Below are 22,620 nucleotides of genomic sequence, written 5' to 3'. Positions count from 1 at the left end.
TCAAGAATAGCATATTTGACCTTGTTCCAAATAAAAAAGAACGAACATAGCATTCTATGTCCGTTCTTTCCTTCACACATACTTCCGATGCACCATCTTCCCATCATAAGAAAACACAACGCCCTTACTCTCCACAATTGACTCCATATGCACCGTTCTTCCCCACAGCTGATGAAGATATGGTAATACCTTTTCTAAGTATTTTAAATCAAGCTCGATTCCTTCGTAACTATGTTTAATGTATAATTCTCCGTTCTTTAAGTAGTCTCCGTCTTCTACTACTAAGTACGGGAAGCCGCCATTTGTACGCATATTTACGAGTTGATCACGCACATGTTCCCACTCTTTATCTATTACTTTATACTCTTTTCCTTGGCGCTGGAATAAGTACATATCTTCTCGCATTACGAGGTCTTTATTTAAGTAGTTTCTTAAGAACGATACATCCCATTCAATTTCGCGTACTTCAAAGATTTTGTCACGACCAGACCCTGGTTTTACACCACGGCGTTTCATTTCTTCTGTCGGGTTGTTATAGCGTTCTTCAATATCTTCAAACATTTTAATACCGAGGTAGTATGGGTTAATGCTCGTTTTTGATGGCTGAACGACACCCGCATTAAGCTTTGCAAATTCGATCGCTTCAGAAGATGTTAAGTCCATTTCACGAAGTATGCGCTGGTGCCAGTAGGAAGCCCAGCCTTCGTTCATAATCTTCGTTTCAAGCTGCGGCCAGAAATATAACATTTCTTCACGCATCATCGTTAATATGTCCCGCTGCCAATCTTCTAGCTCACGGCTATATTCTTCAATAAAGAGGAGCAAGTCTTTCTCTGGTTGCGGTGGAATCTTCTTCTTTTTGCGTATATTGGATCGTTCTCTCTTTTTGTTTCGATCATCTAAATTCCATAGATCATCGTATTGTGATACCTTTTTCTTTTCTACTTCTTCTTCTAAATCATCAATACTCCACGCAAGTTTTGGGCGCATGAGCGAAGGATCAATGTGCTCTTGAATGGCAAGTACGGCATCTAAAAATGTTTCTACTTCTTCTTTTCCGTACTTATGCTCATATGCTTTCACCCGTTCAGCTGTCGCTGACATACTTTCTACCATATCTCGCTTCGTATTTGAAAAACGAATATTATTTTTAAAGAAATCACAGTGCGCTAAAACGTGCGCTACAATTAATTTATTTTGAATTAACGAGTTCGTATCTAGTAAAAAGGCATAACATGGATCAGAGTTAATAACGAGTTCGTATATTTTACTAAGACCTAAATCGTATTGTAATTTCATTCTGAAAAACTGTTTTCCAAAACTCCAATGTGAAAACCGCGTTGGCATCCCATATGCACCAAATGTATAAATAATTTCCGCTGGACATATTTCATAACGCATCGGATAAAAATCAAGCCCAAATCCAGTCGCAATTTCCGTAATTTCCGCAATCGCATATTGCAGTGCTTTATCGTCACTTGCTCTCATTATTTTCCCTCCTTACACTTTCCCTTAAGAAAGTGTATGATTGAGAACAAGCTTTCATGAGGATTGATTGCATAATAAAAAGACACCCTCGTAAAAACGAGAATGTCTCATCTATTAACCCTCAATAATCTCCATCTTCTCCGTAATCGGTGTACGAGCTTTTCCTTCTGGTGCTTTATCGAAATAGCCAAGATGAAGAATTCCAACAATACGTTGACCTCTTGTTAAACCAAGTCCTTCTATAAATAATGGATTGTAGTTCAATCCGCCTGATTTCCAAACACAACCTAATCCACGCTCCCAAGCAAGAAGTTGGAAGTTTTGCATAAATGCGCATGTTGCAGCGTAATCTTCGTCACGTTGAATTTGACGTGGATCTTCATTTATATATACAACGATTTGTGCAGGTGTGCTTAAGAAACGATCAGATAAAATTTTACCCCGTTTCGCTCTTTCTTCTTCTGTGAAAGAGTTTAATACTGCATCTACTAATTTCTGACGGCCTTCTCCAATGTATAATTTACAATTCCATGGTTCACGGTGTTTATGATTCGGTGCCCATGTTGCGTCGTTTAATAATTCAATTAATAACTCTTTGTCTACTGCTTTATCTGTAAATGTACGAACAGAACGTCTTTCTTTAATCACATTTGCGATGGAAGTATATGTAGTCATATTTTTCTCTCCCTTATTTTTATCTATATGTATAAGATTATTTTTAGTATTGATATTGATTTTCAATTTCGATTATACCCTAGTTTTTTACTATTAATCAATGTTTTATGTTGGAAAACTTTCAAAACATCATTTCATCATCCTGTGAATAAAAAAACTTAGCTTATTCACAAGTTTTTCACATTTTATGGAAATGATATGTGTAAAGTTTTCCACATTATCCATCTAGGAGGAGTTTATATGTACAAAAAAATCGCAGTAAGTATGACTATGGCAGCGTTATTATTTGGGGCAACCGTCTTCCCTATCCTCGCTGCTACGCCAAAAGAAGTAACATTGCATCACCATAAGCCTATTTCAGAAGAAGAAATGCAGTCACTCGAAAAACTCGGCTATAATAAACATGAAATTTGGAAAGCTGCCCACATTGCAAGAATTAGTAAAAAAGAAATAACAGACGTTTTAGCTTACTATAAACAAAATAAATCTTGGGAGAAAACAGCCGAATATTTCGGTGTAGATCCAAATAAATTGAAAAAGCATCATATGAATAAAGAAACAAAAAAAGCACTACTGCAAGAATTAGCAAATATGCAAAAATCTACACCAGATGGACTAAAACAAAAAATGAAAGAATATAATATCGGATTACGTCAGCTCACGGTATTAACAATCATCTCTCAAAAAAGTAATACTTCCCTTGATGATGTACTAAAAATGAAAAAAGACGGAATGGATATTAAACAAATTGCAGAAAAATTAAATGTAAACAAAGAAGATATACGCGCAGAAATGATTAAATTAGTAAAGTCGATTAAGGAAAAGAAAACAAATTAACACACCAAAAAGGAAGAGATTTTCAATACTCTTCCTTTTCTTTATGAACTTTCAATTTTCAAGTATAAATTCCCGTCTTTCCCAAAAACTAACACAAGTAAATGATATATGTCAGGGGGTGCGAAAATGTTCGGTTTATCATCTAAGAAATCCAAAAAGACTAATACAAAAACACTTTGTTCTATTCCAGAATTTATACAAACCATGACAGAATCTAGCGATTTTGTCTCTTATAACGTACTTGAAGATGAAACGTTATGCTTGTTTTATTATAAATCTGTCGTGGAAGCACTTATTATTAAACAATTCATTTTAACTCCTATAAAAAAGGAATCGGAACAAATCCAAAACATCTCTGATTTATGTAATATCGTCTCTATTGAAGATATTATTACCTCCCCTTCTATTGATGATATTCGTGAGAAATTATTAGGTGGATATATTTTAATACGCTTAAAAAACAATTTGAATCCCGATCAATATGCTTTAATTCGTGCCGAGAGTACTGTTTTAGGAACACGATTATATAACGATACAGAAAATGAGTATAGCGTAATCGGACCTAAAATCGGTTTCGTTGAAAACCTTGATACAAATATACACTTATTACGCCGAAACATTGTAACTGAGCAACTCATTTTTAAAGAAGTTACCGTGGGGTCTATGTCAAAAACGAAAGTAGCAGTTGCTTATATAGACGGAGTTACAAATGAACAATTTATCAATACTGCAATACAACGGCTAGAGGACATTGACTTTGATGTCCCATTTGATGCAACTATGATTGAGCAATTTATTAGTGATAATAGCAATTCACCTTTCCCTGTTCTATTACCTACAGAACGATTAGATCGAGCTGTATTTGCTTTAATTAACGGAGAAGTTTTAATTTTAACAGATGGCTCTCCATATGCTTTATCAGGACCAACAACGTTACTGGATTTTTTCATTTCACCAGAAGATTATTATTTACCGTGGATGATTGGATCTTTCTTTCGTATTATTCGTTTTTTCGGAGCTATATTTTCTCTTTTTTCCTCCGCTATTTATACAGCGGCTTTAACATATCATTATCAAATGATTCCTGCCGATTTACTAGGTCCTATTATTTTCTCGAGGGCTAACGTACCTTTCCCTCCTATTCTAGAAGCACTCTTTTTAGAAATTACAATCGAATTGCTTCGTGAAGCGGGAGCGCGTTTACCGACAAAAGTCGGACAAACAATTGGGATTGTTGGTGGGATTGTAATTGGACAAGCATCTGTTGAAGCAGCTTTAACGAGTACAATTCTATTAATTGCAGTTGCTTTATCCGCCCTTGCATCTTTCACAACACCGACTGTGAAGATGTCTTCTACTATCCGTTTGTTACGCTTTCCGCTTATTCTTTTAGCTGGCGCATTCGGAGGATTAGGCCTTATTGTCGGATTTGTATTTATTTTAGCTCATTTAATTAAATTAAAATCACTTGGATCACCTTATTTATTACCTTTATATCCATTTCGTGGTTTAGGTACAGCAGAAGGTTTTCTTCGATTACCATTTAGTCAAACGGCACAAAGGCCTTCTTTCCTTAGACCAAAATCAAAATGGCGTTATAATCCGAATAAAGCAAAACAGAAACGTGATGGTGATAATGAATGAAAAAACTTTTATTGTACCTTATTATTATCTTTTTCATTCTACAAACTGGCTGTACACAAACGTATATAGTGGATGCACAGCGTATTATTCATATTGTTGGATTCGACATCACAAAAAACAAAAGATTCCAAGGGACTATCTTATTCCCAGAGTACACACATGGTGTAAAGTCTAAACCAGAAACTCAATCAACATCTGCCCGTTCACTTGAGACAATCGCCTCACGACTAAATGCGAAATCGCCTCACAATGTTGTTGTAGGTCAAATGCGTGTCGTCCTATTTGGAAAGGCTCTAGGAGAACGCGGAATGGGAGAAATTATTACTAACTTACAACGTGACCCAAATATCGGGCGTGATGTACAACTAGCAATTGTAGATGGATCGGCTGAAGAACTTTTAAATTACGGAAAAAAAAATGGATCGTTATATATTGCTGATTTACTCGAGCAAAATATAAGAAATGAGAACATTCCACAAACCTCATTAAACATTTTTTTATATAATTACTACTCTTCTGTATGTGATGCCTACGTCCCCTATATTAGAATGGGCGATAATCATTCTGTCGCTGTCAAAGGACTTGCTTTTTTAAAAGGCGATAAAGTCGTTATGTATACGGATAAAAGACATTCTGTTTTAGCAAAATTACTTATTAATCCTACGAAAAATGGACGTTACGAGGCAGCGATAACAAAGGATAAACATAAAGGTATGGTTGTTATACAAAACTTAGCTGGGAAAAATAAATATGATATAGATCAAACTGGCGACATACCTAAGGTAAAAATCCATTTAAAATTAAATGGATTAATTAAAAACTCTCCTGATTGGATTGATTTAAGAAAAAAAACAAATATCAATTATATAAAAAAACAAATTGAACGAAACGTTGAAAAAGACTGCGAAGATTTAATAAAACAATTTCAAGAAAAGGAAATTGATCCTTTAGGAATACGAGATGAAATTAGAAGCCATACGAGAAAATGGAATATAAAACAAATTCGAAATATGTATAAAAATGTAGCAGTGGATATAAATTTAGATCTTAATATTGTACAATCTGGAATCGGGGAATAGTGAGGTGAAATAAGCAATGAATACAATGAGTAAAGCAAAGACAGTCTCTCCATACTTTGCATTTATCTTATTACATTCTCTTCAAATTGGAATAGGAGTTCTTGGATATCAACGTGTAATTTTAAAAAACGCTGGTTATGATGCCTGGATTTCTCTCATTATTGCGGGAATTGCAACTCATATTGTGCTGTTTTGTATGTTAAAAATGTTAGAAAAAGATGGAGATTTAATTAGCATTCACACAACAACTTTTGGAAAATGGATTGGTTCTATATTTTCCATGATTTTTACTCTTTATTGCTTATTATTCTGCCTTACTGTTCTTCGTACATATATGGAAGTAATACAAGTTTGGATTTTCCCTACTATTAAATTGTGGAAACTTACACTTATGTTTTTATTAGTCACTTACTACATTATAAAGGGCGGCTTCCGCTCTGTGACAGGGATATGCTTTTGGGGAATTGTACTTCCTATTTTCGTTGTATTCTTTTTAATCTATCCAATGAAATATGCTCATTTTCGTAATATTTTACCTATTTTTACACATTCACCTGTTGACATACTTATATCTGCAAAACAATCTGCATTAGAGTTTCTTGGCTTTGAAACAATTCTTATCTTCTATCCACTTATTGAAAAAGGAAAATCTTTAAAAAGATGGGCTCATGCAGGAATTGTTTTTAGCACTTTAATTTATGTAGTTTTAGCTATTGTATCTTTTATGTATTATAGTGAAGGACAATTAAATCATACTATTTGGCCTACTTTAACAATGTTGAAAATAATTAAAGTTCCTTTCATTCAACGGTTTGAATATATTATTATTTTTGTTTGGTTTTTAATTATTTTGCCGAACCTTTGTTTAACTATTTGGTCATCATGTCAAACGATGAAGCGTTCATTTCATATTTCATTTAAATTTACATTACCGTTTTTTATTTTCATCGTTTTTATAGCTTCTTTATTTTTTAAAAACCGTGAAAGTATAAACACATTAAATACAATACTGTCTCAAGCTGGCTTATATATTGTATACGCTTATATCCCGATTTTATTTCTATTCCATTCACTACGATGGCATTTCAAAAATCGGTCAAAAAAATCTTCACCCGACACACCATAATCTCTGATACAATTTGATTAATACATTTGTAAAGGGGACAAGCGTATGAAGAAATATGTATTTTCTTTACTTGCAGTACTGAGTTTAATTCTTGCTGGATGCGGAAGCAGTGGTACAAATGAAAAAAAATCATCTGAATCAAAAGAAGAGCACGACCATGCATCGCACACTCAGCAAGCTGACATTCAAGAGAAAACAAAAGGAGTCGACACACTTCCTACCTTCCTAGACAAGCTTGATCCACAAATGAAAGATATCTACACTGTCGCTGGACAAAATGCAGAGCTATTAGATTGGATTCCATGTTACTGTGGTTGCGGTGAAAGTGTAGGACATAAAAATAATAAAAATTGCTTTATTCGTGAAATTAAAAAGAATGGTGAAGTTGTTTGGGATTCCCATGCAACGACTTGCGTCAATTGCTTAGAAATCGCTGTTGAATCTGCTTCGATGAAACAAAAAGGAAAATCAACGCTTGAAATTCGTAACTATATCGATAATAAATACAAAGAAGGTTATGGCAAACCAACACCTACGCCAATGCCAAAAGCTTAAAAAACGAGGACACACCTCGTTTTTTTCATTCACTTTTTTTCTTAACAAATTCTTTCAAGTGTATTTCTCCTTACTTATCACACACTATATATAACTCTCGGTAAGGAGGGTACACAGTGCAAACATATAACGATTATGATAAAGCTCTCTATTACACGTATTGCTGTAATTGGGATAAATTACTCGTTCTCATGGTTCAAACGAACGATCAATTATTTTCTAAGCGTATTGAGCATTTTTTACACGCTTATCAATACAGTAAAGAACTGCCAGAAGTTGATAAACAATTGCAGCTCCTATTTCAATATATTGACCACGCATCCCAAAAGTCACATGTAGAAGAAGTAGAGCAAATTCAAATGTAAAATATAGCGCTATTCTCTTCTGGAGAATGGCGCTTTTTTAAAATATTTATATCAATAAAAGTTTCCCCTTATAAAACTTTTATTGATAAACATATTTTTTCTTTCTTTTCTGTGCCACTTCATACTATAATTTAGTATGTAACTATTATAAGTGAGGTATAAAATATGGGACGAGAAAAAAAGCAAGAATATGCTTTACTTACCGCTTGGGGAGCTTCTTTTATCGCTACACTAGGAAGTTTATACTTTTCCGAAATCATGAAATTTGAGCCTTGTGTTCTTTGTTGGTATCAACGTATTTTTATGTATCCATTCGTGTTATGGCTCGGTATCGCTGTAGTAAAAAAAGACTATCGCATCGCAAGTTATTCTTTACCAATTGCAAGTATTGGTGCTTGTATTTCTTTATATCACTATGCGATTCAAAAAATCGCAGCATTTTCAGCTGCTGGGGCAGCTTGCGGTCGTGTACCATGTACGGGAGAATACATAAACTGGTTCGGCTTTGTGACAATCCCGTTTTTAGCACTTATCGGCTTTATTACAATCGCTGTTTGTAGCTTTATTGTCATCAAAAACAAATAAGGAGATGAAAGAATGAAAAAAATGCTTATATTTGGCGGTATTATTATCGTCTTATTTGCGGCAATCTTTGCTGTAACACAAATGGAAAAGAAAAACGCATCGACAGATGAAAAAGGTTACTACTCAAATAAAATTTCTCTTGAGGATCTCAATAAAAATATAGAAGATAAAAAAGAACAAACGATTTACTTTTATCAAACCTCTTGCGTTCATTGTCAAAAGGTCTCTCCTATTGTTGTACCTTTAGCGAAAGATTTAAATGTTGATATGAAGGTAATTGATATTGAAAATTTAAACGAGCCTTGGGATAAATACAATATCCAAGGAACACCGACAATTATTCATTTTAAAGATGGTAAAGAAGTAAGCCGTATTAGCGGAGAACAATCAAAAGAAAAATTCAAAGAATGGTTTGAACAAACGAAGAAATAACGAGAAAAGGAAACTCCTTCTACACATGAAATGGGCGTAAATTCCCAAACTAATGTATAAGGAGGGGGTTTTATGCCAGAAGTAAGATGCTCTGTTTCCAATTGCTCATTTTGGGGACAAGGTAACTTTTGTCAAGCCAGTGCGATTATCGTTCAGCCAGATGCAGATGAATCGGGTCAAACTGAAAATGATTCGTATACAAGTGCAGTTTTAACAAACGAGACGCTAGAAAGTTCTGTAGCAACGAGTGTAGAAACTTGTTGTCATACTTTTAAACCAAGGTATTAACACATACTCCACCTCATATACGTGAGGTGGTTTTTTCTTTTCCTCTTCTTGTTTACGTCCTCCCCAATTCTCCCTATAATAAAATTAATATTTTTATGAATATGAAGGTGAAATAATATGACTAAAACAATTGCAGATATCGCCAAATTGGCTGGAGTTGCAAAAAGCACAGTTTCTCGTTACTTAAACGGTGGATACGTAAGTGATAAAACAAAACTTAAAATCGAAAGTATTATTCAAGAAACAAATTTTTCTCCCAATACATTTGCTCAAAGCTTAAAAGCAAAAACAACAAATTTAATTGGTGTTATTATCCCCCGATTAGACTCCTTCGCTACAATGAAAACACTTATTGGGATTGATAATACGTTACAGAAAAATAACTATCAAATGCTTGTAGCAAATGCAAATCAAACAATTGAAACTGAAATACAAGCAATGGAAAACTTTATAAAACAAAGAGTAGCTGGCATTATTTTATTAACCAAAACTTTAACAAATAAGCATCAACAAATTATTGTTAATTCAAATATCCCTATTTTATTCGTTGGGCAAGAATATAAAGATCAATATTGCCTCGTTCATGATGATTATGATGCAGCTTATGAGTTAGGAGCATACGTGTTATCACAAGGGCATAGAAATATCGCCTATTTAGGAGTAGAGAAAGATGATATTTCTGTTGGTATAAATCGAAAAAACGGTTTTCAAAAAGCCATTGAAAATTTAGAACCAACTTGCAGTGTTTGTTATTACGAAACATCTTTCCAAATAGAAGATGCCATGAAACAAGTACAACATATTTTAAGTAATAACCGTCCAACGCTTATCGTATGTGCTACAGATAACATTGCACTTGGGGCAATGAAAGTCATTCACTCCCATTCTCTTTCTGTACCAAATGATATTTCTGTAACAGGATTTGGGGGATATGATATTTCAGAAATGGTACACCCTAGCTTAACGACAATTGCGTTTGACTATGAGTATGCCGGAAAGCTTGCTGCCACTTCTCTTTCACAGCTTGTCGAAAACAAAACTATACCAAAAATATTACACTCTCGTTATACATTAAAAATCCAAGAAAGCGTTGACAAAATTTAAAGGCACTCTATAATAAAAATAAAACCGGTTCCACATAAAAAAACAGGATTCTTCACATCAATTCCCTGTTTTTTTATTTTAACTATTTACGGAACCGGTTCCACAAAAATATAGTAAGGGGGAATTTTTATGAATATGAAACAAATTGCAACACAAGTATTACAAAACATCGGTGGAAAGGAAAACATTGTTCGCGCTACACATTGCGCTACTCGCCTTCGTCTTGTACTAAAAGATGAAACCAAAATAAACGCCTCCGAAATCGAAAACATCGATGAAGTGAAAGGTGCTTTTGCAACGACTGAACAATACCAAATTATTTTTGGAACTGGCATAGTAAACAAAGTATATGCTGAGTTTTCGAAACTAATTGGAATATCTGAACTGGATTCTACAACATCAAATGATATATCTAAGAAAAAAATGAATCCCATTGCTCGCCTAGCAAAGACATTATCTAATATTTTCGTTCCAATTATTCCAGCTATCGTCGCAAGCGGTTTACTTATGGGATTACTCGGAATGTTGAAAGCGTTTAAATTAATTCCTGGAGATCACTCACTTATCCAATTACTTGATATGTTCTCAAGTGCAGCTTTCATTATTTTACCTATTTTAATTGGGGTTAGTGCCGCTAAAGAATTTGGTGGAAATATTTTCTTAGGCGCAGTTGTTGGTGGTATATTAACTCACCCAAGCTTAACGAATCCTTGGACTCTTTCAAATGCAAAACCAACTGTTTTACATTTTCTTGGTATGAATATTGATATGATTGGCTATCAAGGCACTGTTTTACCTATTCTGTTATGTGTATATGTCATGAGTACAATTGAAAAAGAACTTCGAAAACGCGTTCCGAACTCTTTAGATTTATTAGTTACACCATTCTTAACGATTATTATAACTGGCTTTTTATCACTTATTATTATTGGACCAATTGGATATAAAATCGGTGACGGCATTACGTACCTTTTAAATACAATTTATCAATTTGCAGGACCAGTAGCTGGTCTTATATTCGGTGGTCTATATTCAACAATCGTTCTTACTGGCTTACATCATAGCTTCCATGCTATTGAAGCAGGCTTACTCGCAAATAAAGATATCGGTGTCAATTTCTTACTCCCTATTTGGTCAATGGCGAACGTTGCTCAAGGAGGGGCTACTTTAGCAGTTTATTTCAAAACAAAAAACAAAAAAACGAAAGAAATTGCAATTCCAGCAGCAGCTTCAGCATTTTTAGGAATTACAGAACCAGCTATTTTTGGTGTCAATTTAAAACTTGGTAAACCATTTATTGCAGCAGCTATTGGTGGCGCAATTGGTGGCGCTTACGTTGTTTGGATGCAAGTAGCGGCTAATGCATACGGTTTAACAGGTATTCCAATGCTTACAATTGTTGCACCTCTTGGCATAATGAATATGATTCACTATATAATTGGATTAGCTATTGCAATTATCACTGCTTTTGTTGCCACATTCATTTTATATAAAGAAAGTAAACAATAGCGAGGAGAAAACCTATGTCAAAATATAAAACAATATTGCAATCTGATAAAGACGAATTACATTCTTTATATGAAATTGCAAACCAAGATTCATGGAAACCAATTTATCATATCCACCCATCCTTTGGACTAATGAATGATCCTAACGGTGTATCATACTACAATGATGAATATCATGTTTTTTATCAGTGGTATCCATTTGGTCCCATTCACGGAATGAAGCATTGGGGGCATGTGAAATCAAAAGATCTTATTAACTGGGAGCGTATGCCTGTAGCTATCATACCTACTGAAAGCTATGAATCGCACGGTGCATATTCTGGGAGCGCTATCGTAAAAGACGGACTTCTTCACTTACTGTATACAGGAAATATAAAAAAATCTGATAATTCCCGTGATGCAAAACAATGTATGGCAACAATGGATTCTCAATATAAGATGACGAAATATAGTAATAATCCTATTATTGATGTAATCCCTGACGGATATACAAAACATGTGCGTGATCCAAAAGTATGGAAACATAACGATATATACTATATGTTACTCGGTGCACAACGCAAAAATAAAACTGGAACTCTTTTACTATATAAGTCACAAGACCTATACAATTGGAATTTCCAAGGTGAAATTACAACAAACTTAAAAGAATTTGGATTCATGTGGGAATGCCCCGATTACTTCCAATTATCGGGGAAAGATGTACTTCTCTTTTCACCTCAAGGAATTGAAAAAGAAGAAGAAAATTTCCAAAATGTATACAATGTTGTTTATGCTATAGGACATTTCGATATTGAAAATTTACATTTCCATGTTGATTCATATTACGAGGTTGATAAAGGATTCGATTTTTATGCCCCTCAAACTCTAAAAGACTCTACTAGTCGCCGCCTATTGTTTGCTTGGGCAGGATCGAGTGAAATCACATATCCTTCTGATGATTATATGTGGGCTCATTGTTTAACACTTCCACGTGAACTAACATTAGAGGACCACATATTAAAACAAAAACCAGTTTCAGAACTAGCAAAACTACGAACAACAAAAAAAGAAATTTCAGGAGATATAAAAGCTGGATTAAATATATTATCAACACTTGATCATGAGGACTCTTATGAATTAATTGTCACTTTCAAAACAGAGAATGCAAACCTATTCGGACTTTCTCTTTTCCATAATGAAGAGGAATGTTTTCCAATTACATTTAATCGGAAAGAAGGTACTGTTTCTATAGACAGGAGCAACTTCTGCCATCAATTTGGCGGAGAATATGGTTATGAACGCTATAAAAAAATTAATATTCAAGATACGATAGAACTACAAATATTTGTAGATACAAGCATCGTGGAAATTTTCTTATGCGATGGTTCAACAGTCTTTACGTCCCGAGTTTTTCCTCGAAAAGACTTGAAACATCATATAGCAATCTTTTCAGATGCAAAACTAAACTTTATCATTACACAATATAAGCTGAAAAGAGGGATTGTATGAGAAATGTCTTTTGTATCGGTGAACTATTAATTGATTTCGTTTGCCGAAATACCAATGTTTCTTTAGTAAACGGTTCAAATTTCGAAAAAAAGGCTGGTGGAGCACCTGCTAACGTTGCTGCTGCTATTACAAAATTAGGTGGACACGCTACATTTATGGGACAAGTAGGAAACGATCCATTTGGTGAATTTCTTGAACAAACTTTACAACATGCATATGTGGACACTTCCATGCTCATCAAGGATAAACAAACCACACTTGCATTCGTATCTATCGATCAAAATGGTGAGCGTGATTTTACCTTTATGCGTGGCGCAGACGGTGAATATCATTTCAATAGCATTGATTTATCAAAAATAAAAACGAATGATTTAATCCATTTTGGTTCAGCGACAGCTTTATTGTCCAGCCCGTTAAAAGACACATATTTTCAACTTCTACAACATGCAAGAGAAAGTGGCCAGTTTATTTCTTTTGATCCAAATTACCGAAATGCGCTCATTACAAATACCGAACAATTTATTCAAGATTGCTTAACTTTTATAAAACATGCTCATTTTGTAAAAGTAAGTCAAGAAGAAGCGATTATGCTTTCTAAAGAGAGTGATTTACAACAATCTGCACTCAAATTATTAAATCATGGTGCGAAAGCCGTAGCTATTACACTCGGAAAAGACGGTACTCTTCTTGCAACAAAGGATAAGCAAACTATTGTACCTTCTATCTCTATTCAACAAGTTGATACTACTGGCGCTGGTGATGCTTTCGTTGGAGCAATGTTATACCAAATTGCTAAAAGTGAACAAATGTTTCTTCATAATTTTGAAGATTTAACAACGTTTATCTCCTTTGCAAATAAAGTAGGTGCTCTCACATGTACAAATTACGGAGCCATTTCCTCTCTTCCATCATTAACAGATGTAAAAGCATACGAGTAATCGTATGCTTTTTACATTCCCCTCCAAAAATCATGCATAATAAAAAAGTACAAAATAACGAGAACTGCCGTCCCGCATAAGGTAATACGCCGATATATACTCTTCTCTCCTTCCCTTGCCTTAACAAACGCCCAAATAAATCCGAAGAACAATATTAAATCAACATATGGAACATAAAACGAAAAGACGAGAAACGCATACAAATACACGATAAATAAACAGGTCGTTACTAAGAAAACTTTAAAAGCAAATTCACTTTTCATAATGTAACCGCCCCCCTATCCGTACTGTATTATATTCAGCAAAATACAATAGTTGCAGTTAAACTCAAAGTAGAAATAAGCTACCGTCTATAATACGGTAGCCATTACGGAACATTATATTTCCGTTTATATATATTACTTAAAGTCGAAGAAGGAATTTGTTCATAACGAATTTTTTCTCCTGTTTCATCCACAATATACAAATTGTTTCCTATATAATATATTCCATCTTTTCGTTTTGAGTACACTGCATATCTTTCGTTTGGCAATACCGTTTTCACTTTCGTTAGCTGCCCATTTGGTTCTTGCCAATATATATCGGCACGGTCTACTAACGTAAGCATGCCAATTTGCTCTTCTTTTACTTTACGACCACTCCAACTCACAACGCGGTAACCAAGCTTATTTGCTTCATATTCGGGGCTCGTATGAAAACGAGAAATGATTACTTTTGTTTGTAATTGGACTCGATCATATAACCACTGTATATCCCTGTCATGCATGCGAATACACCCATTTGATTCCCTACTTCCAATCGTCCATTCCCGATTTGTCCCATGAATCGCATATTCATTCTTATCTAGCCCAAGCCATCTCGTACCAAGAGGGTTATTTGGTGCACCCCCAGCTATTTTTTTTCGATGGTATTCTTTATTTTTATATTTAGTTATAATACAAAAATTACCTTCAGGCGTAGGTGTACGATCTCTTCCAGTTGTTACGGGGAATGTTTTTGTATAATTTCCATTTTCAAAAAAAGACAACTGGTTTGTCGTAAGATTCACTAATATTAAATGATCTGTATCAGCAAAAGCACTAACCGGTAGGATGAAAAATAATAGTATGACGAAACATAACTTTTTCATCTATATCCCCCCTAGCGCTCACTATAATAAGTGGAATTAACTTTACTTTGCTCTTATAAATGAAAACTATCCATTTACAATAACTCCCCCATTTACATGTATCATCTGCCCCGTAACATAGGATGAATCGTCAGACGCTAAGTATACGTATGCTGGCGCTAATTCATATGGTTGACCAGGCCTCTGCATCGGAACATTGCTCCCGAACTGTGATACTTTCTTCTCATCAAAGCTTGATGGGATAAGTGGTGTCCAAATTGGCCCCGGCGCAACACCATTTACACGAATCCCTTTTTGCACTAACGATTGAGAAAGTGATCTTGTAAAAGCTACGATCGCTCCTTTCGTTGCGGAATAATCAATTAACGTTTCATTTCCTTCATACGCAACGATAGATGCCGTATTTATAATGACATCCCCTTGCTTTAAATGAGAAAGTGCTGCTTTCGCAACGTGAAAATAAGAAAAAATATTAATACGAAACGTTTTTTCTAACTGTTCCGCTGTAATATATTCTAATCCTTGCTGCGGATATTGCTGCGCGACATTATTTACTAAAACATTTAAGCTGCCTAACTGCTTTATGGTCTCTTGCACAATATCTTTACAATGCTGTTCATTACTTAAATCACCTGGCAACAATACACACTTTACGCCTTCTTTCTCAACATATTGTTTCGTCTCATTTGCATCTCCCTCCTCATCTAAATACGCAATCGCAATATTTGCCCCCTCTTTCGCAAAAGCAATGGAAACAGCTCGTCCAATTCCGCTATCTCCACCTGTAATTAATACGTTCTTTCCTTTTAACTTTTCGCTTCCTTTATAATTGGGATCTTCAAACTGTGGTAGAGGATTCATTAATGATTCAATGCCAGGCTGTTTATTTTGATGTTGCGCAGGCATTGTTACAAAGTTTTTTTGCTGCGGCATAGCTTCTTTCAACTCCTTTTCCTTATCATGTGCATAATAAAAACTGAAATTCACACATCATGTTACGATTAATATTCGAATTTAAGACACAAAATATGAATTGTTGTAAACTTTTTATGCAAAACTATTGCAAAATAGTTAAAAAGCGAATATTATATATAACTGTTGTGAAAATTATTCGTAAACAGAAAGGATGTTTATATGTTTAACCTTTCAAAACATAAAACTTCTATTAAAACTGAAATTATGGCAGGTATTATTACCTTCTTAACAATGGCATATATCATTGTGGTAAACCCTGTTATCCTTGGGGATGCAGGTGTTCCATTTGAACAAGCATTTACAGCAACAATTATCGCTGCTGTTGTCGGAACATTATTTATGGCAATCTTTACAAACTTACCAATCGCAATTGCACCAGGTATGGGATTAAATGCTTACTTCTCTTACTCTGTTGTAAAAGCTCATGAAGGCATGACTTTCGCAATTGCATTCTCTGCTGTATTCGTAGCAGGTATGATTTTAATTTTGTTATCATTCACATCTTTCCGTACAAAATTAATGGAAGCAATTCCTGAAAACTTAAAACATGCAATTACTGCTGGTATCGGTCTTTTCATCGCCTTTATCGGTTTACGTTTAACAGGTATCGTTACAAAAAATGAAGCAAACTTAGTTGGGCTTGGTGACCTTCACTCTGCTCCAGTACTACTAGCATTAGCTGGACTAGGAATTACAATTGTCCTTATGTCTTTAAATGTAAATGGCGCACTATTTATCGGTATGCTATTAACTGGTGTTATTGCTTTCTTCACAGGACAATTAACATTCTCAAACGGTGTTACATCAATGCCGGGATTACCAGAAGGAATTATCGTTTCAAATCCAATTACTGCTGTATCTGACGTAATTAACTACGGATTATACGGCGTTGTATTCTCATTCTTCCTTGTTACACTATTCGATACAACAGGTACATTACTTGGCGTTGCTCAACAAGGTGGATTTATGAAAGACGGAAAGCTTCCAAAAGCTGGACGAGCTCTTTTATCTGACTCATTCTCAGCAACAATCGGTTCTATGTTCGGAACAACACCATCAACAGCTTACATTGAATCTTCTGCTGGTGTTGCAGCTGGTGGTCGTACTGGTTTAACAACAGTTACAGTAGCTGTTCTATTCGCACTAGCAGCATTCTTCGGACCATTAGTAAGTGCCGTTTCTGGTGTATCAGCTATTACTGCACCATCATTAATTATCGTTGGTAGTCTTATGATGGGTTCAGTTCGCCACATCGATTGGGACGCATTTGATGAAGCATTCCCAGCATTCTTAGTAATCTTAAGCATGCCACTTACATCAAGTATCGCAACAGGTATCGCACTTGGATTTATTTCATACCCACTTATGAAAGTGGCAAAAGGTAAATTCCGTGCTGTTCACCCACTTGTATATGTATTTGGAATCTTGTTTGCTTATCAATTGATTTTCTTACCACATTAAAATTCCTTATAAAGAGGGATTTTTTTTTTACATAAAAAAATAGAGCATCGAAATTCGATGCTCTATCTTCCCTTTGCAACAATCACACGAACTACTTTCAATGCAAGAAGTAAAAGACCGTTCACTATCGCTGCAATCCCTAAAGAGACCGCTATCATCAACTCTCCCATTCCGTTATTCAATACAAACATAACAGAAGAAATGAAAGCCAAAATAAACAATATTAACGTTGGTATATATTTAATAACAGGCTTCTTATATGATTTTTTTGAAAGAAGAAACGTAATTACCGATATTTGTAATTAAAACCAATAATAAAAAAGACTGCAGAGAAATTCTTCTCCACAGCCTAATACTTATTTTTGCAAAAACGCCTGCAAATCTGCAAACTGTCTCTTTGCATCTTCATAGCCTTGCTCATATAAACTTTGTAGTTTTATCGCATCTTTTTCCATACGATCTACTTGAAGCGGCACTTCTGGACGAATAACAAATAAATTACCCGCTTGCTCTTCTTTTTCAATGTAGTGAAGTGTTTCATTATACACTTCATAACGACTCAGCATCGTGTTAACAAGGTTCGGATATTTTTTATATGCTTTCGCTGCAACCCAGCCAAATTTTGATTTCTTTTTTGCATAACCATGATTTCTCGTCAAAATAACGACTGATTTTTTAAATCCATCCTCCTGTGCTTTTCGAACTGGAATTGGATCAGAAATCCCGCCATCTAATAATTGCTTACCACGGTAATTTACTACTGGTGCAATAAAAGGTAATGAGCTAGACGCTTGTAATAAATTTAGCGCATCATCATTCGTTCCCTCTTTTTCAAAATAAACAGACTGTCCTGTTTCACAATCCGTTGTTCCTACAAGAAAGCGTTCGGGACTATTAAAGTATGTTTCAAAATCAAACGGCACATGCTTTTCTGGTATTTCATGAAAAATGAAATCCATATCAAATAACTGACGTTTTCTCCATAAGTTTTTATACGATAAATACTTCGGATGTGATACATAATCAATATTGACCGTTTTATTTCTATTTCTTTGTCTGGAAAGATACGACGCTGCATGACAAGCACCAGCTGATACACCGACTACATATGGAAAATATAAATCTTGTTCCATAAAGTATTCTAGTATCCCGCCCGTATATACACCACGCATACCGCCGCCTTCTAATACTAACCCCGTATTTTCAAGCATGTTATTCTCTCCTCTTTATATATTGACTCTTTAATTATTCACTATGTTAAGTATCTTTTTCTATTATATATGAGTTCTTTTAGAAATTATATTCAAACAGCTTGAAATGAAGGAGTTTTTTCTTCCAATTATATTTCCAAATGATCGGAGACATCCTTTATAAACCTTTGAATAAAGTCTTGCTCTTCTTTCGTATATCCATCTAAAAGTAACAGCCACTTTTCTTCAGCTTGTTTATGCAATTTATCATGAGCTTTATATATTTCATTTCCGCTTTCCGTTAAGCGGAAAAAAATTTCTTTTTGATTATCTAACATTTGTATCTTCTCAACGAATTGCTTTTGAAACAACTTTGTACAAATTTTAGAGATTGCGCCCTTCGTTATTCCCATTTCTGTCGTAATTGCCGTTACATTCATCAGATCATTTTTCCCGATACACTCGATCACATGTAACTCAGATAAAGACATACCACTTACACCTGTCTCACGAAGAAACTTCTCATTTTGTCCTTTCAAATGTTCTTCTTTTTTATGCAAAAGTGTACGAATGTCCGAAAGTATTTCCATTTGCTTCGTTGCATAATCCAATCCGTTCGCCCCCTAAGTTTCCAAAGAAACAATTTCACTATATACCATTTTAAAATCATTTTTTCATATTTACAAGTGAGAAAAACATGTTAAAATAAATTTAGTTTCCAAGGAAACAAAATAAAAAGGAGGTTAACACAATGAAAAAATCCAAACTAAATTTCATTTTATATGTTATCTGTATTAGTGCCTTACTCGGTTCCTTCGCTCAAAGTATTTACACACCTATCTTGCCTATGATTCAAGCTTCTTTTCACACTTCTCTTTATCTTGTAAATTTAACAGTTTCAATTTTCACATTCGTTCTTGCGATTATGCAGCTCTTCTATGGACCTTTAATTGATACAAAAGGGAGAAAATCTGTCCTTATCCCTAGTTTAGTCATTAGTACAATTGGTTCAATTGGATGTGCTTTTTCGGCGAACGTTTATTTATTTCTATTTTTTAGAGCTGTTCAAGCTATAGGAATAGCAGCTATACCTGTAGTCGCAGCAACGATTATTGGTGATTTATTTGAAGGAAAAGAACGTGGAGAAGCAATGAGCCTCTATCAAATGTTACTTGCTCTCGCACCTGCGATTGGCCCTCTCATAGGTGGTTATCTCGGCAGTATAAATGGCCACTTATCCGTATTTCTGTTTTTATCTATACTTGGCATTCTCTTATTAATTATAAACATTTCACTACTTCCAGAAACAAAACCAACTGTAATGAAGCAACCGCAAGCAAAAAAGAATTACTGGCTTATCTTAAAAAATACAACTGGATTTTCTATTACTCTTATTGGCTTTATTCAATTTTGTATTTACTTTTGCTTTCTCGTTTTTTTACCGAGCATTTTAACAAATTCATTTCACCTAACTGCAAGTGAAATCGGTCTTATGTTTATACCAATGTCCCTTTCCATCATGTTAGGAAGTTATTGCTATAAACTTTTGCAAAAACTTCTCACAACAAAGCAAGCTTTATTCATTACTAGTTTCTTCAATATTATATGTGTCACTTTATTCTCTTTCACATATAGCATCAACATTCCATTCATCATTATCGTTACCTCTTTATACGGTTTTAGTATGGGACTGTCTATGCCAACTCACACTACTTTATTAACGGAAGAATTCGTACAAGAACGCGCAACTGCTATCGGTATGTACAACTTTATCCGCTATTTCGGTATGAGCACAGGGCCACTTGTAGGTGGATTTCTTTTATTTAATCAAAATTACTTTTGGATTTTCTTCCTAGGTGCAATTATGTTTCTAATCATAATCTTATATGCGATGAAAATGCTACGCTTCCCCGCCACACAAAAAGTAAAATAGAGACCTACAGATGGTCTCTATTTTACGCTCGTTGATCCGCAACAATATGAATATCAATATACTTCGTTTGTCTCATAATCTCATTTACAATCGAGCCTTTTCTTATTTCTTCCCACCTTGTTCTTGCCGATTGCCCCAGTAAAATTTGCGTTACTTGTAATCTTTTCGCGACTTCAATAATAACATCCGCTGGCTTTCTCCCTTTCGCCTCTTCTAACACAAAACTCGCATCAAATTGATTCGTGAGCGCCTTCCATTCTTCAATTGTTTGCTTTTTACCAGCTGAAAGAGAGTCTATATTTTCTCTTTCAACATTTAATACATACAATTCAGCGTTTAACCGATCAGCCATGCGCCATCCTCGTCTTATTAATTTCTCCGCTGTTGAGCTATATTGTACACAAACAAGAATTTTTTCTTTTACGCCAATCGGTTCTATTACTGTTTGGCTAATTTTCTCGTCCATATCATCGGCAACTTCACGAAGCGATAACTCTCTGAGTGCCCCTAGATTATTAAGCGTAAAGAAATTTTGTAAGCTTTGCTGAATTTTTTCTTCCTTATATATCTTTCCATCTATTAATCTCTTCCTTAATACCTCAGGTGTTGCATCAACGAGCTGAATTTCATTCGCCTTTTGCAAAATAAAATCTGGAATTCGTTCTCGTACTTTTATATTCGTAATTTGAGCTACAATATCATGAACACTTTCTAAATGCTGAATATTAAACGCTGATAATACGGATATACCAGCCTCTAGCAATTCTTGCACATCCATGTAACGTTTTTTATGTTTGGAACCTGGTATATTACTATGTGCCAGTTCATCAACTACGACTACTTGCGGTGCACGTTTTATAATTTCTTCCACATCAAGTTCATAAAATATTTTTCCTTTATACTGTATTTCTTTTAAAGAAACCTTTTCTAAATCTGCAATTGCTTCTTCCGTCTCTTTTCTTCCGTGCGTTTCAATTAAACCAATTACAATATCCATACCATCTTTTTTCATCTCTCTTGCATCAAAGAGCATTTTATAACTTTTCCCTACTCCTGGAGCAGCCCCCACATATAACTTTAACTTCCCGCGATTTTGCTGACGAATATATTCTAAATACTCTTCTGGTGTTCGCCTTTGAAAAGTTGGTTTATAGTCATCCGCATACAAAACATTCACAACCTTTCTTTCGAAACAACGCTACCTCAATCCGTTAGATTGAGGTAGCGTTGTTACTATTTCATTAATTTCTGTAATTGTAAATTTAACTTTAAAACGTTCACGCGGTTTTCTCCAAATAAGCCAAGTGCCGCATCTTCCGTTTGATCTTTAATCAATTGATCCAGCGTTTCTTTCGGAATATTCGTTAATTTCGATATGCGCTCTACCTGTACGGAAGCTGCCTTCGGACTAATGTCAGGATCAAGCCCTGAACCTGAATTCGTCACTAAATCGATCGGCACTTCTGTAACCGGAACAGTGGGATTTTGTTTCTTCCACTCTTCAATACTTTTCTCTACTCGTTTCTCTAAATCTGGATTAGACGGTGCATAGTTATTTGAACCAGACGCTTCTGCTTTATATTCAATACTAGAGACACGTCCATGAAAATAACGTGGATCTGTGAAATTTTGACCAATTAATTTAGAACCAATCACTTCATTTTTATCATTATATATTAGACTTCCATCCGCATTATCCTTCATTACTGCTTGTGCAATACCAGTAACAATAAGCGGATATACAAAGCCGCACAACACTAAAAATGTAAAAGTAATACGTATAATCGGTGATAGTATACTTTGTTTCTTCGCCATCT

Annotated in this window: 25 protein-coding genes; 15 read left to right on the top strand and 10 right to left on the bottom strand. The window is 34.8% G+C overall.

What is annotated here, in order from left to right; translation table 11 throughout:
* Positions 1-72 precede the first annotated feature (72 nt).
* Positions 73-1,488: a stage V sporulation protein SpoVR gene (gene spoVR / locus ACYVEC_RS22015; protein WP_063223703.1), complete on the bottom strand. Its 1,416-nt coding sequence runs from the start codon at positions 1,486-1,488 to the stop codon at positions 73-75.
* 114 nt (positions 1,489-1,602) lie between these two features.
* Positions 1,603-2,163 carry a nitroreductase family protein gene (locus ACYVEC_RS22010; protein WP_000214810.1) on the bottom strand — a complete coding sequence of 187 codons (561 nt, stop codon included), beginning with the start codon at positions 2,161-2,163 and terminating at the stop codon, positions 1,603-1,605.
* Between the two features lie 240 nt (positions 2,164-2,403).
* Between ACYVEC_RS22010 and ACYVEC_RS22005 the strand changes: the two genes are divergently transcribed.
* From ACYVEC_RS22005 to scrK, 13 genes are all read left to right on the top strand, one after another.
* Positions 2,404-3,000, top strand: a complete 597-nt coding sequence (locus ACYVEC_RS22005) for a hypothetical protein (RefSeq protein ID WP_063223702.1) — start codon at positions 2,404-2,406, stop codon at positions 2,998-3,000.
* Between the two features lie 126 nt (positions 3,001-3,126).
* Positions 3,127-4,644, top strand: coding sequence for a spore germination protein (locus ACYVEC_RS22000; RefSeq protein WP_063223701.1), 1,518 nt, complete (start codon positions 3,127-3,129; stop codon positions 4,642-4,644).
* Complete coding sequence (locus ACYVEC_RS21995) at positions 4,641-5,723, top strand: Ger(x)C family spore germination protein (RefSeq protein ID WP_063223700.1); 1,083 nt, start codon at positions 4,641-4,643, stop codon at positions 5,721-5,723. The genes ACYVEC_RS22000 and ACYVEC_RS21995 overlap by 4 nt, the downstream gene beginning before the upstream one ends.
* Before the next feature lie 16 nt (positions 5,724-5,739).
* Positions 5,740-6,849, top strand: a complete 1,110-nt coding sequence (locus ACYVEC_RS21990) for a GerAB/ArcD/ProY family transporter (RefSeq protein WP_063223699.1) — start codon at positions 5,740-5,742, stop codon at positions 6,847-6,849.
* A 45-nt stretch (positions 6,850-6,894) separates the two neighbouring features.
* Positions 6,895-7,404, top strand: coding sequence for a PCYCGC domain-containing protein (locus ACYVEC_RS21985; protein ID WP_000761021.1), 510 nt, complete (start codon positions 6,895-6,897; stop codon positions 7,402-7,404).
* 116 nt (positions 7,405-7,520) lie between these two features.
* Positions 7,521-7,769, top strand: coding sequence for a YhdB family protein (locus ACYVEC_RS21980; RefSeq protein WP_001195459.1), 249 nt, complete (start codon positions 7,521-7,523; stop codon positions 7,767-7,769).
* Between the two features lie 165 nt (positions 7,770-7,934).
* Positions 7,935-8,354, top strand: coding sequence for a disulfide formation protein C (locus tag ACYVEC_RS21975; protein ID WP_000532269.1), 420 nt, complete (start codon positions 7,935-7,937; stop codon positions 8,352-8,354).
* A 12-nt stretch (positions 8,355-8,366) separates the two neighbouring features.
* The gene (locus tag ACYVEC_RS21970; RefSeq protein WP_000738460.1) at positions 8,367-8,786 is read left to right on the top strand and encodes a thioredoxin family protein; all 420 of its coding nucleotides are present in this window, start codon (positions 8,367-8,369) and stop codon (positions 8,784-8,786) included.
* 72 nt (positions 8,787-8,858) lie between these two features.
* A complete protein-coding gene (locus tag ACYVEC_RS21965) occupies positions 8,859-9,074 on the top strand; it encodes a DUF1540 domain-containing protein (protein ID WP_063223698.1) in 216 nt (71 codons plus the stop codon).
* A 117-nt stretch (positions 9,075-9,191) separates the two neighbouring features.
* Entirely contained in the window at positions 9,192-10,178 is a 987-nt protein-coding gene (locus ACYVEC_RS21960; protein WP_063223697.1) for a LacI family DNA-binding transcriptional regulator, read from the top strand.
* A 129-nt stretch (positions 10,179-10,307) separates the two neighbouring features.
* Positions 10,308-11,687 carry a sucrose-specific PTS transporter subunit IIBC gene (locus tag ACYVEC_RS21955; protein ID WP_098555119.1) on the top strand — a complete coding sequence of 460 codons (1,380 nt, stop codon included), beginning with the start codon at positions 10,308-10,310 and terminating at the stop codon, positions 11,685-11,687.
* 14 nt (positions 11,688-11,701) lie between these two features.
* Positions 11,702-13,177: a glycoside hydrolase family 32 protein gene (locus tag ACYVEC_RS21950; protein ID WP_063223695.1), complete on the top strand. Its 1,476-nt coding sequence runs from the start codon at positions 11,702-11,704 to the stop codon at positions 13,175-13,177.
* Positions 13,174-14,115, top strand: a complete 942-nt coding sequence (gene scrK, locus ACYVEC_RS21945) for a fructokinase (RefSeq protein ID WP_063223694.1) — start codon at positions 13,174-13,176, stop codon at positions 14,113-14,115. Before ACYVEC_RS21950 ends, scrK begins: the two co-directional genes overlap by 4 nt.
* A gap of 11 nt (positions 14,116-14,126) precedes the next feature.
* Here scrK and ACYVEC_RS21940 read toward each other — a convergent pair whose 3' ends face one another.
* From ACYVEC_RS21940 to ACYVEC_RS21930, 3 genes are all read right to left on the bottom strand, one after another.
* A complete protein-coding gene (locus ACYVEC_RS21940; protein ID WP_000834195.1) occupies positions 14,127-14,378 on the bottom strand; it encodes a hypothetical protein in 252 nt (83 codons plus the stop codon).
* Positions 14,379-14,482: 104 nt separating this feature from the next.
* Entirely contained in the window at positions 14,483-15,244 is a 762-nt protein-coding gene (locus ACYVEC_RS21935) for a L,D-transpeptidase (protein ID WP_063223693.1), read from the bottom strand.
* A gap of 66 nt (positions 15,245-15,310) precedes the next feature.
* On the bottom strand, positions 15,311-16,177 hold the full coding sequence (locus ACYVEC_RS21930; RefSeq protein ID WP_460508299.1) for an SDR family oxidoreductase: 867 nt from the start codon (positions 16,175-16,177) through the stop codon (positions 15,311-15,313).
* Between the two features lie 201 nt (positions 16,178-16,378).
* Between ACYVEC_RS21930 and ACYVEC_RS21925 the strand changes: the two genes are divergently transcribed.
* The gene (locus tag ACYVEC_RS21925; RefSeq protein WP_063223691.1) at positions 16,379-17,680 is read left to right on the top strand and encodes an NCS2 family permease; all 1,302 of its coding nucleotides are present in this window, start codon (positions 16,379-16,381) and stop codon (positions 17,678-17,680) included.
* Between the two features lie 62 nt (positions 17,681-17,742).
* On the opposite strand, the gene ACYVEC_RS21920 is transcribed toward ACYVEC_RS21925, so the two are convergent.
* From ACYVEC_RS21920 to ACYVEC_RS21910, 3 genes are all read right to left on the bottom strand, one after another.
* Positions 17,743-17,976, bottom strand: coding sequence for a sugar ABC transporter ATPase (locus ACYVEC_RS21920; RefSeq protein ID WP_098555116.1), 234 nt, complete (start codon positions 17,974-17,976; stop codon positions 17,743-17,745).
* A gap of 60 nt (positions 17,977-18,036) precedes the next feature.
* A complete protein-coding gene (locus ACYVEC_RS21915; RefSeq protein ID WP_063223689.1) occupies positions 18,037-18,891 on the bottom strand; it encodes a patatin-like phospholipase family protein in 855 nt (284 codons plus the stop codon).
* Positions 18,892-19,019: 128 nt separating this feature from the next.
* A complete protein-coding gene (locus ACYVEC_RS21910) occupies positions 19,020-19,481 on the bottom strand; it encodes a MarR family transcriptional regulator (RefSeq protein ID WP_063223688.1) in 462 nt (153 codons plus the stop codon).
* A 140-nt stretch (positions 19,482-19,621) separates the two neighbouring features.
* Here ACYVEC_RS21910 and ACYVEC_RS21905 point away from each other — a divergent pair, with 140 nt between their 5' ends.
* On the top strand, positions 19,622-20,803 hold the full coding sequence (locus tag ACYVEC_RS21905; RefSeq protein WP_460508294.1) for an MFS transporter: 1,182 nt from the start codon (positions 19,622-19,624) through the stop codon (positions 20,801-20,803).
* Between the two features lie 22 nt (positions 20,804-20,825).
* On the opposite strand, the gene kdpDN is transcribed toward ACYVEC_RS21905, so the two are convergent.
* Positions 20,826-21,980 carry a KdpD-like non-kinase potassium sensor gene (gene kdpDN, locus ACYVEC_RS21900; protein ID WP_080468584.1) on the bottom strand — a complete coding sequence of 385 codons (1,155 nt, stop codon included), beginning with the start codon at positions 21,978-21,980 and terminating at the stop codon, positions 20,826-20,828.
* 56 nt (positions 21,981-22,036) lie between these two features.
* A complete protein-coding gene (gene kdpC / locus ACYVEC_RS21895) occupies positions 22,037-22,618 on the bottom strand; it encodes a K(+)-transporting ATPase subunit C (RefSeq protein ID WP_063223685.1) in 582 nt (193 codons plus the stop codon).
* Positions 22,619-22,620 lie beyond the last annotated feature (2 nt).

Source organism: Bacillus sp. MN7755 (assembly GCF_054771475.1).
The sequence above is the reverse complement of the archived record's forward strand: the minus strand, read 5'-3'. Positions and strand labels throughout refer to the sequence as shown.

Bases quoted from the DNA above. Each gene is read 5' to 3' on its own strand.
- spoVR (WP_063223703.1), bottom strand. From the start codon at position 1,488: ATGAGAGCAAGTGACGATAAAGCACTGCAATATGCGATTGCGGAAATT.
- ACYVEC_RS22010 (WP_000214810.1), bottom strand. From the start codon at position 2,163: ATGACTACATATACTTCCATCGCAAATGTGATTAAAGAAAGACGTTCT.
- ACYVEC_RS22005 (WP_063223702.1), top strand. From the start codon at position 2,404: ATGTACAAAAAAATCGCAGTAAGTATGACTATGGCAGCGTTATTATTT.
- ACYVEC_RS22000 (WP_063223701.1), top strand. From the start codon at position 3,127: ATGTTCGGTTTATCATCTAAGAAATCCAAAAAGACTAATACAAAAACA.
- ACYVEC_RS21995 (WP_063223700.1), top strand. From the start codon at position 4,641: ATGAAAAAACTTTTATTGTACCTTATTATTATCTTTTTCATTCTACAA.
- ACYVEC_RS21990 (WP_063223699.1), top strand. From the start codon at position 5,740: ATGAATACAATGAGTAAAGCAAAGACAGTCTCTCCATACTTTGCATTT.
- ACYVEC_RS21985 (WP_000761021.1), top strand. From the start codon at position 6,895: ATGAAGAAATATGTATTTTCTTTACTTGCAGTACTGAGTTTAATTCTT.
- ACYVEC_RS21975 (WP_000532269.1), top strand. From the start codon at position 7,935: ATGGGACGAGAAAAAAAGCAAGAATATGCTTTACTTACCGCTTGGGGA.
- ACYVEC_RS21970 (WP_000738460.1), top strand. From the start codon at position 8,367: ATGAAAAAAATGCTTATATTTGGCGGTATTATTATCGTCTTATTTGCG.
- ACYVEC_RS21965 (WP_063223698.1), top strand. From the start codon at position 8,859: ATGCCAGAAGTAAGATGCTCTGTTTCCAATTGCTCATTTTGGGGACAA.
- ACYVEC_RS21960 (WP_063223697.1), top strand. From the start codon at position 9,192: ATGACTAAAACAATTGCAGATATCGCCAAATTGGCTGGAGTTGCAAAA.
- ACYVEC_RS21955 (WP_098555119.1), top strand. From the start codon at position 10,308: ATGAATATGAAACAAATTGCAACACAAGTATTACAAAACATCGGTGGA.
- ACYVEC_RS21950 (WP_063223695.1), top strand. From the start codon at position 11,702: ATGTCAAAATATAAAACAATATTGCAATCTGATAAAGACGAATTACAT.
- scrK (WP_063223694.1), top strand. From the start codon at position 13,174: ATGAGAAATGTCTTTTGTATCGGTGAACTATTAATTGATTTCGTTTGC.
- ACYVEC_RS21940 (WP_000834195.1), bottom strand. From the start codon at position 14,378: ATGAAAAGTGAATTTGCTTTTAAAGTTTTCTTAGTAACGACCTGTTTA.
- ACYVEC_RS21935 (WP_063223693.1), bottom strand. From the start codon at position 15,244: ATGAAAAAGTTATGTTTCGTCATACTATTATTTTTCATCCTACCGGTT.
- ACYVEC_RS21930 (WP_460508299.1), bottom strand. From the start codon at position 16,177: ATGCCGCAGCAAAAAAACTTTGTAACAATGCCTGCGCAACATCAAAAT.
- ACYVEC_RS21925 (WP_063223691.1), top strand. From the start codon at position 16,379: ATGTTTAACCTTTCAAAACATAAAACTTCTATTAAAACTGAAATTATG.
- ACYVEC_RS21915 (WP_063223689.1), bottom strand. From the start codon at position 18,891: ATGCTTGAAAATACGGGGTTAGTATTAGAAGGCGGCGGTATGCGTGGT.
- ACYVEC_RS21905 (WP_460508294.1), top strand. From the start codon at position 19,622: ATGAAAAAATCCAAACTAAATTTCATTTTATATGTTATCTGTATTAGT.
- kdpC (WP_063223685.1), bottom strand. From the start codon at position 22,618: ATGGCGAAGAAACAAAGTATACTATCACCGATTATACGTATTACTTTT.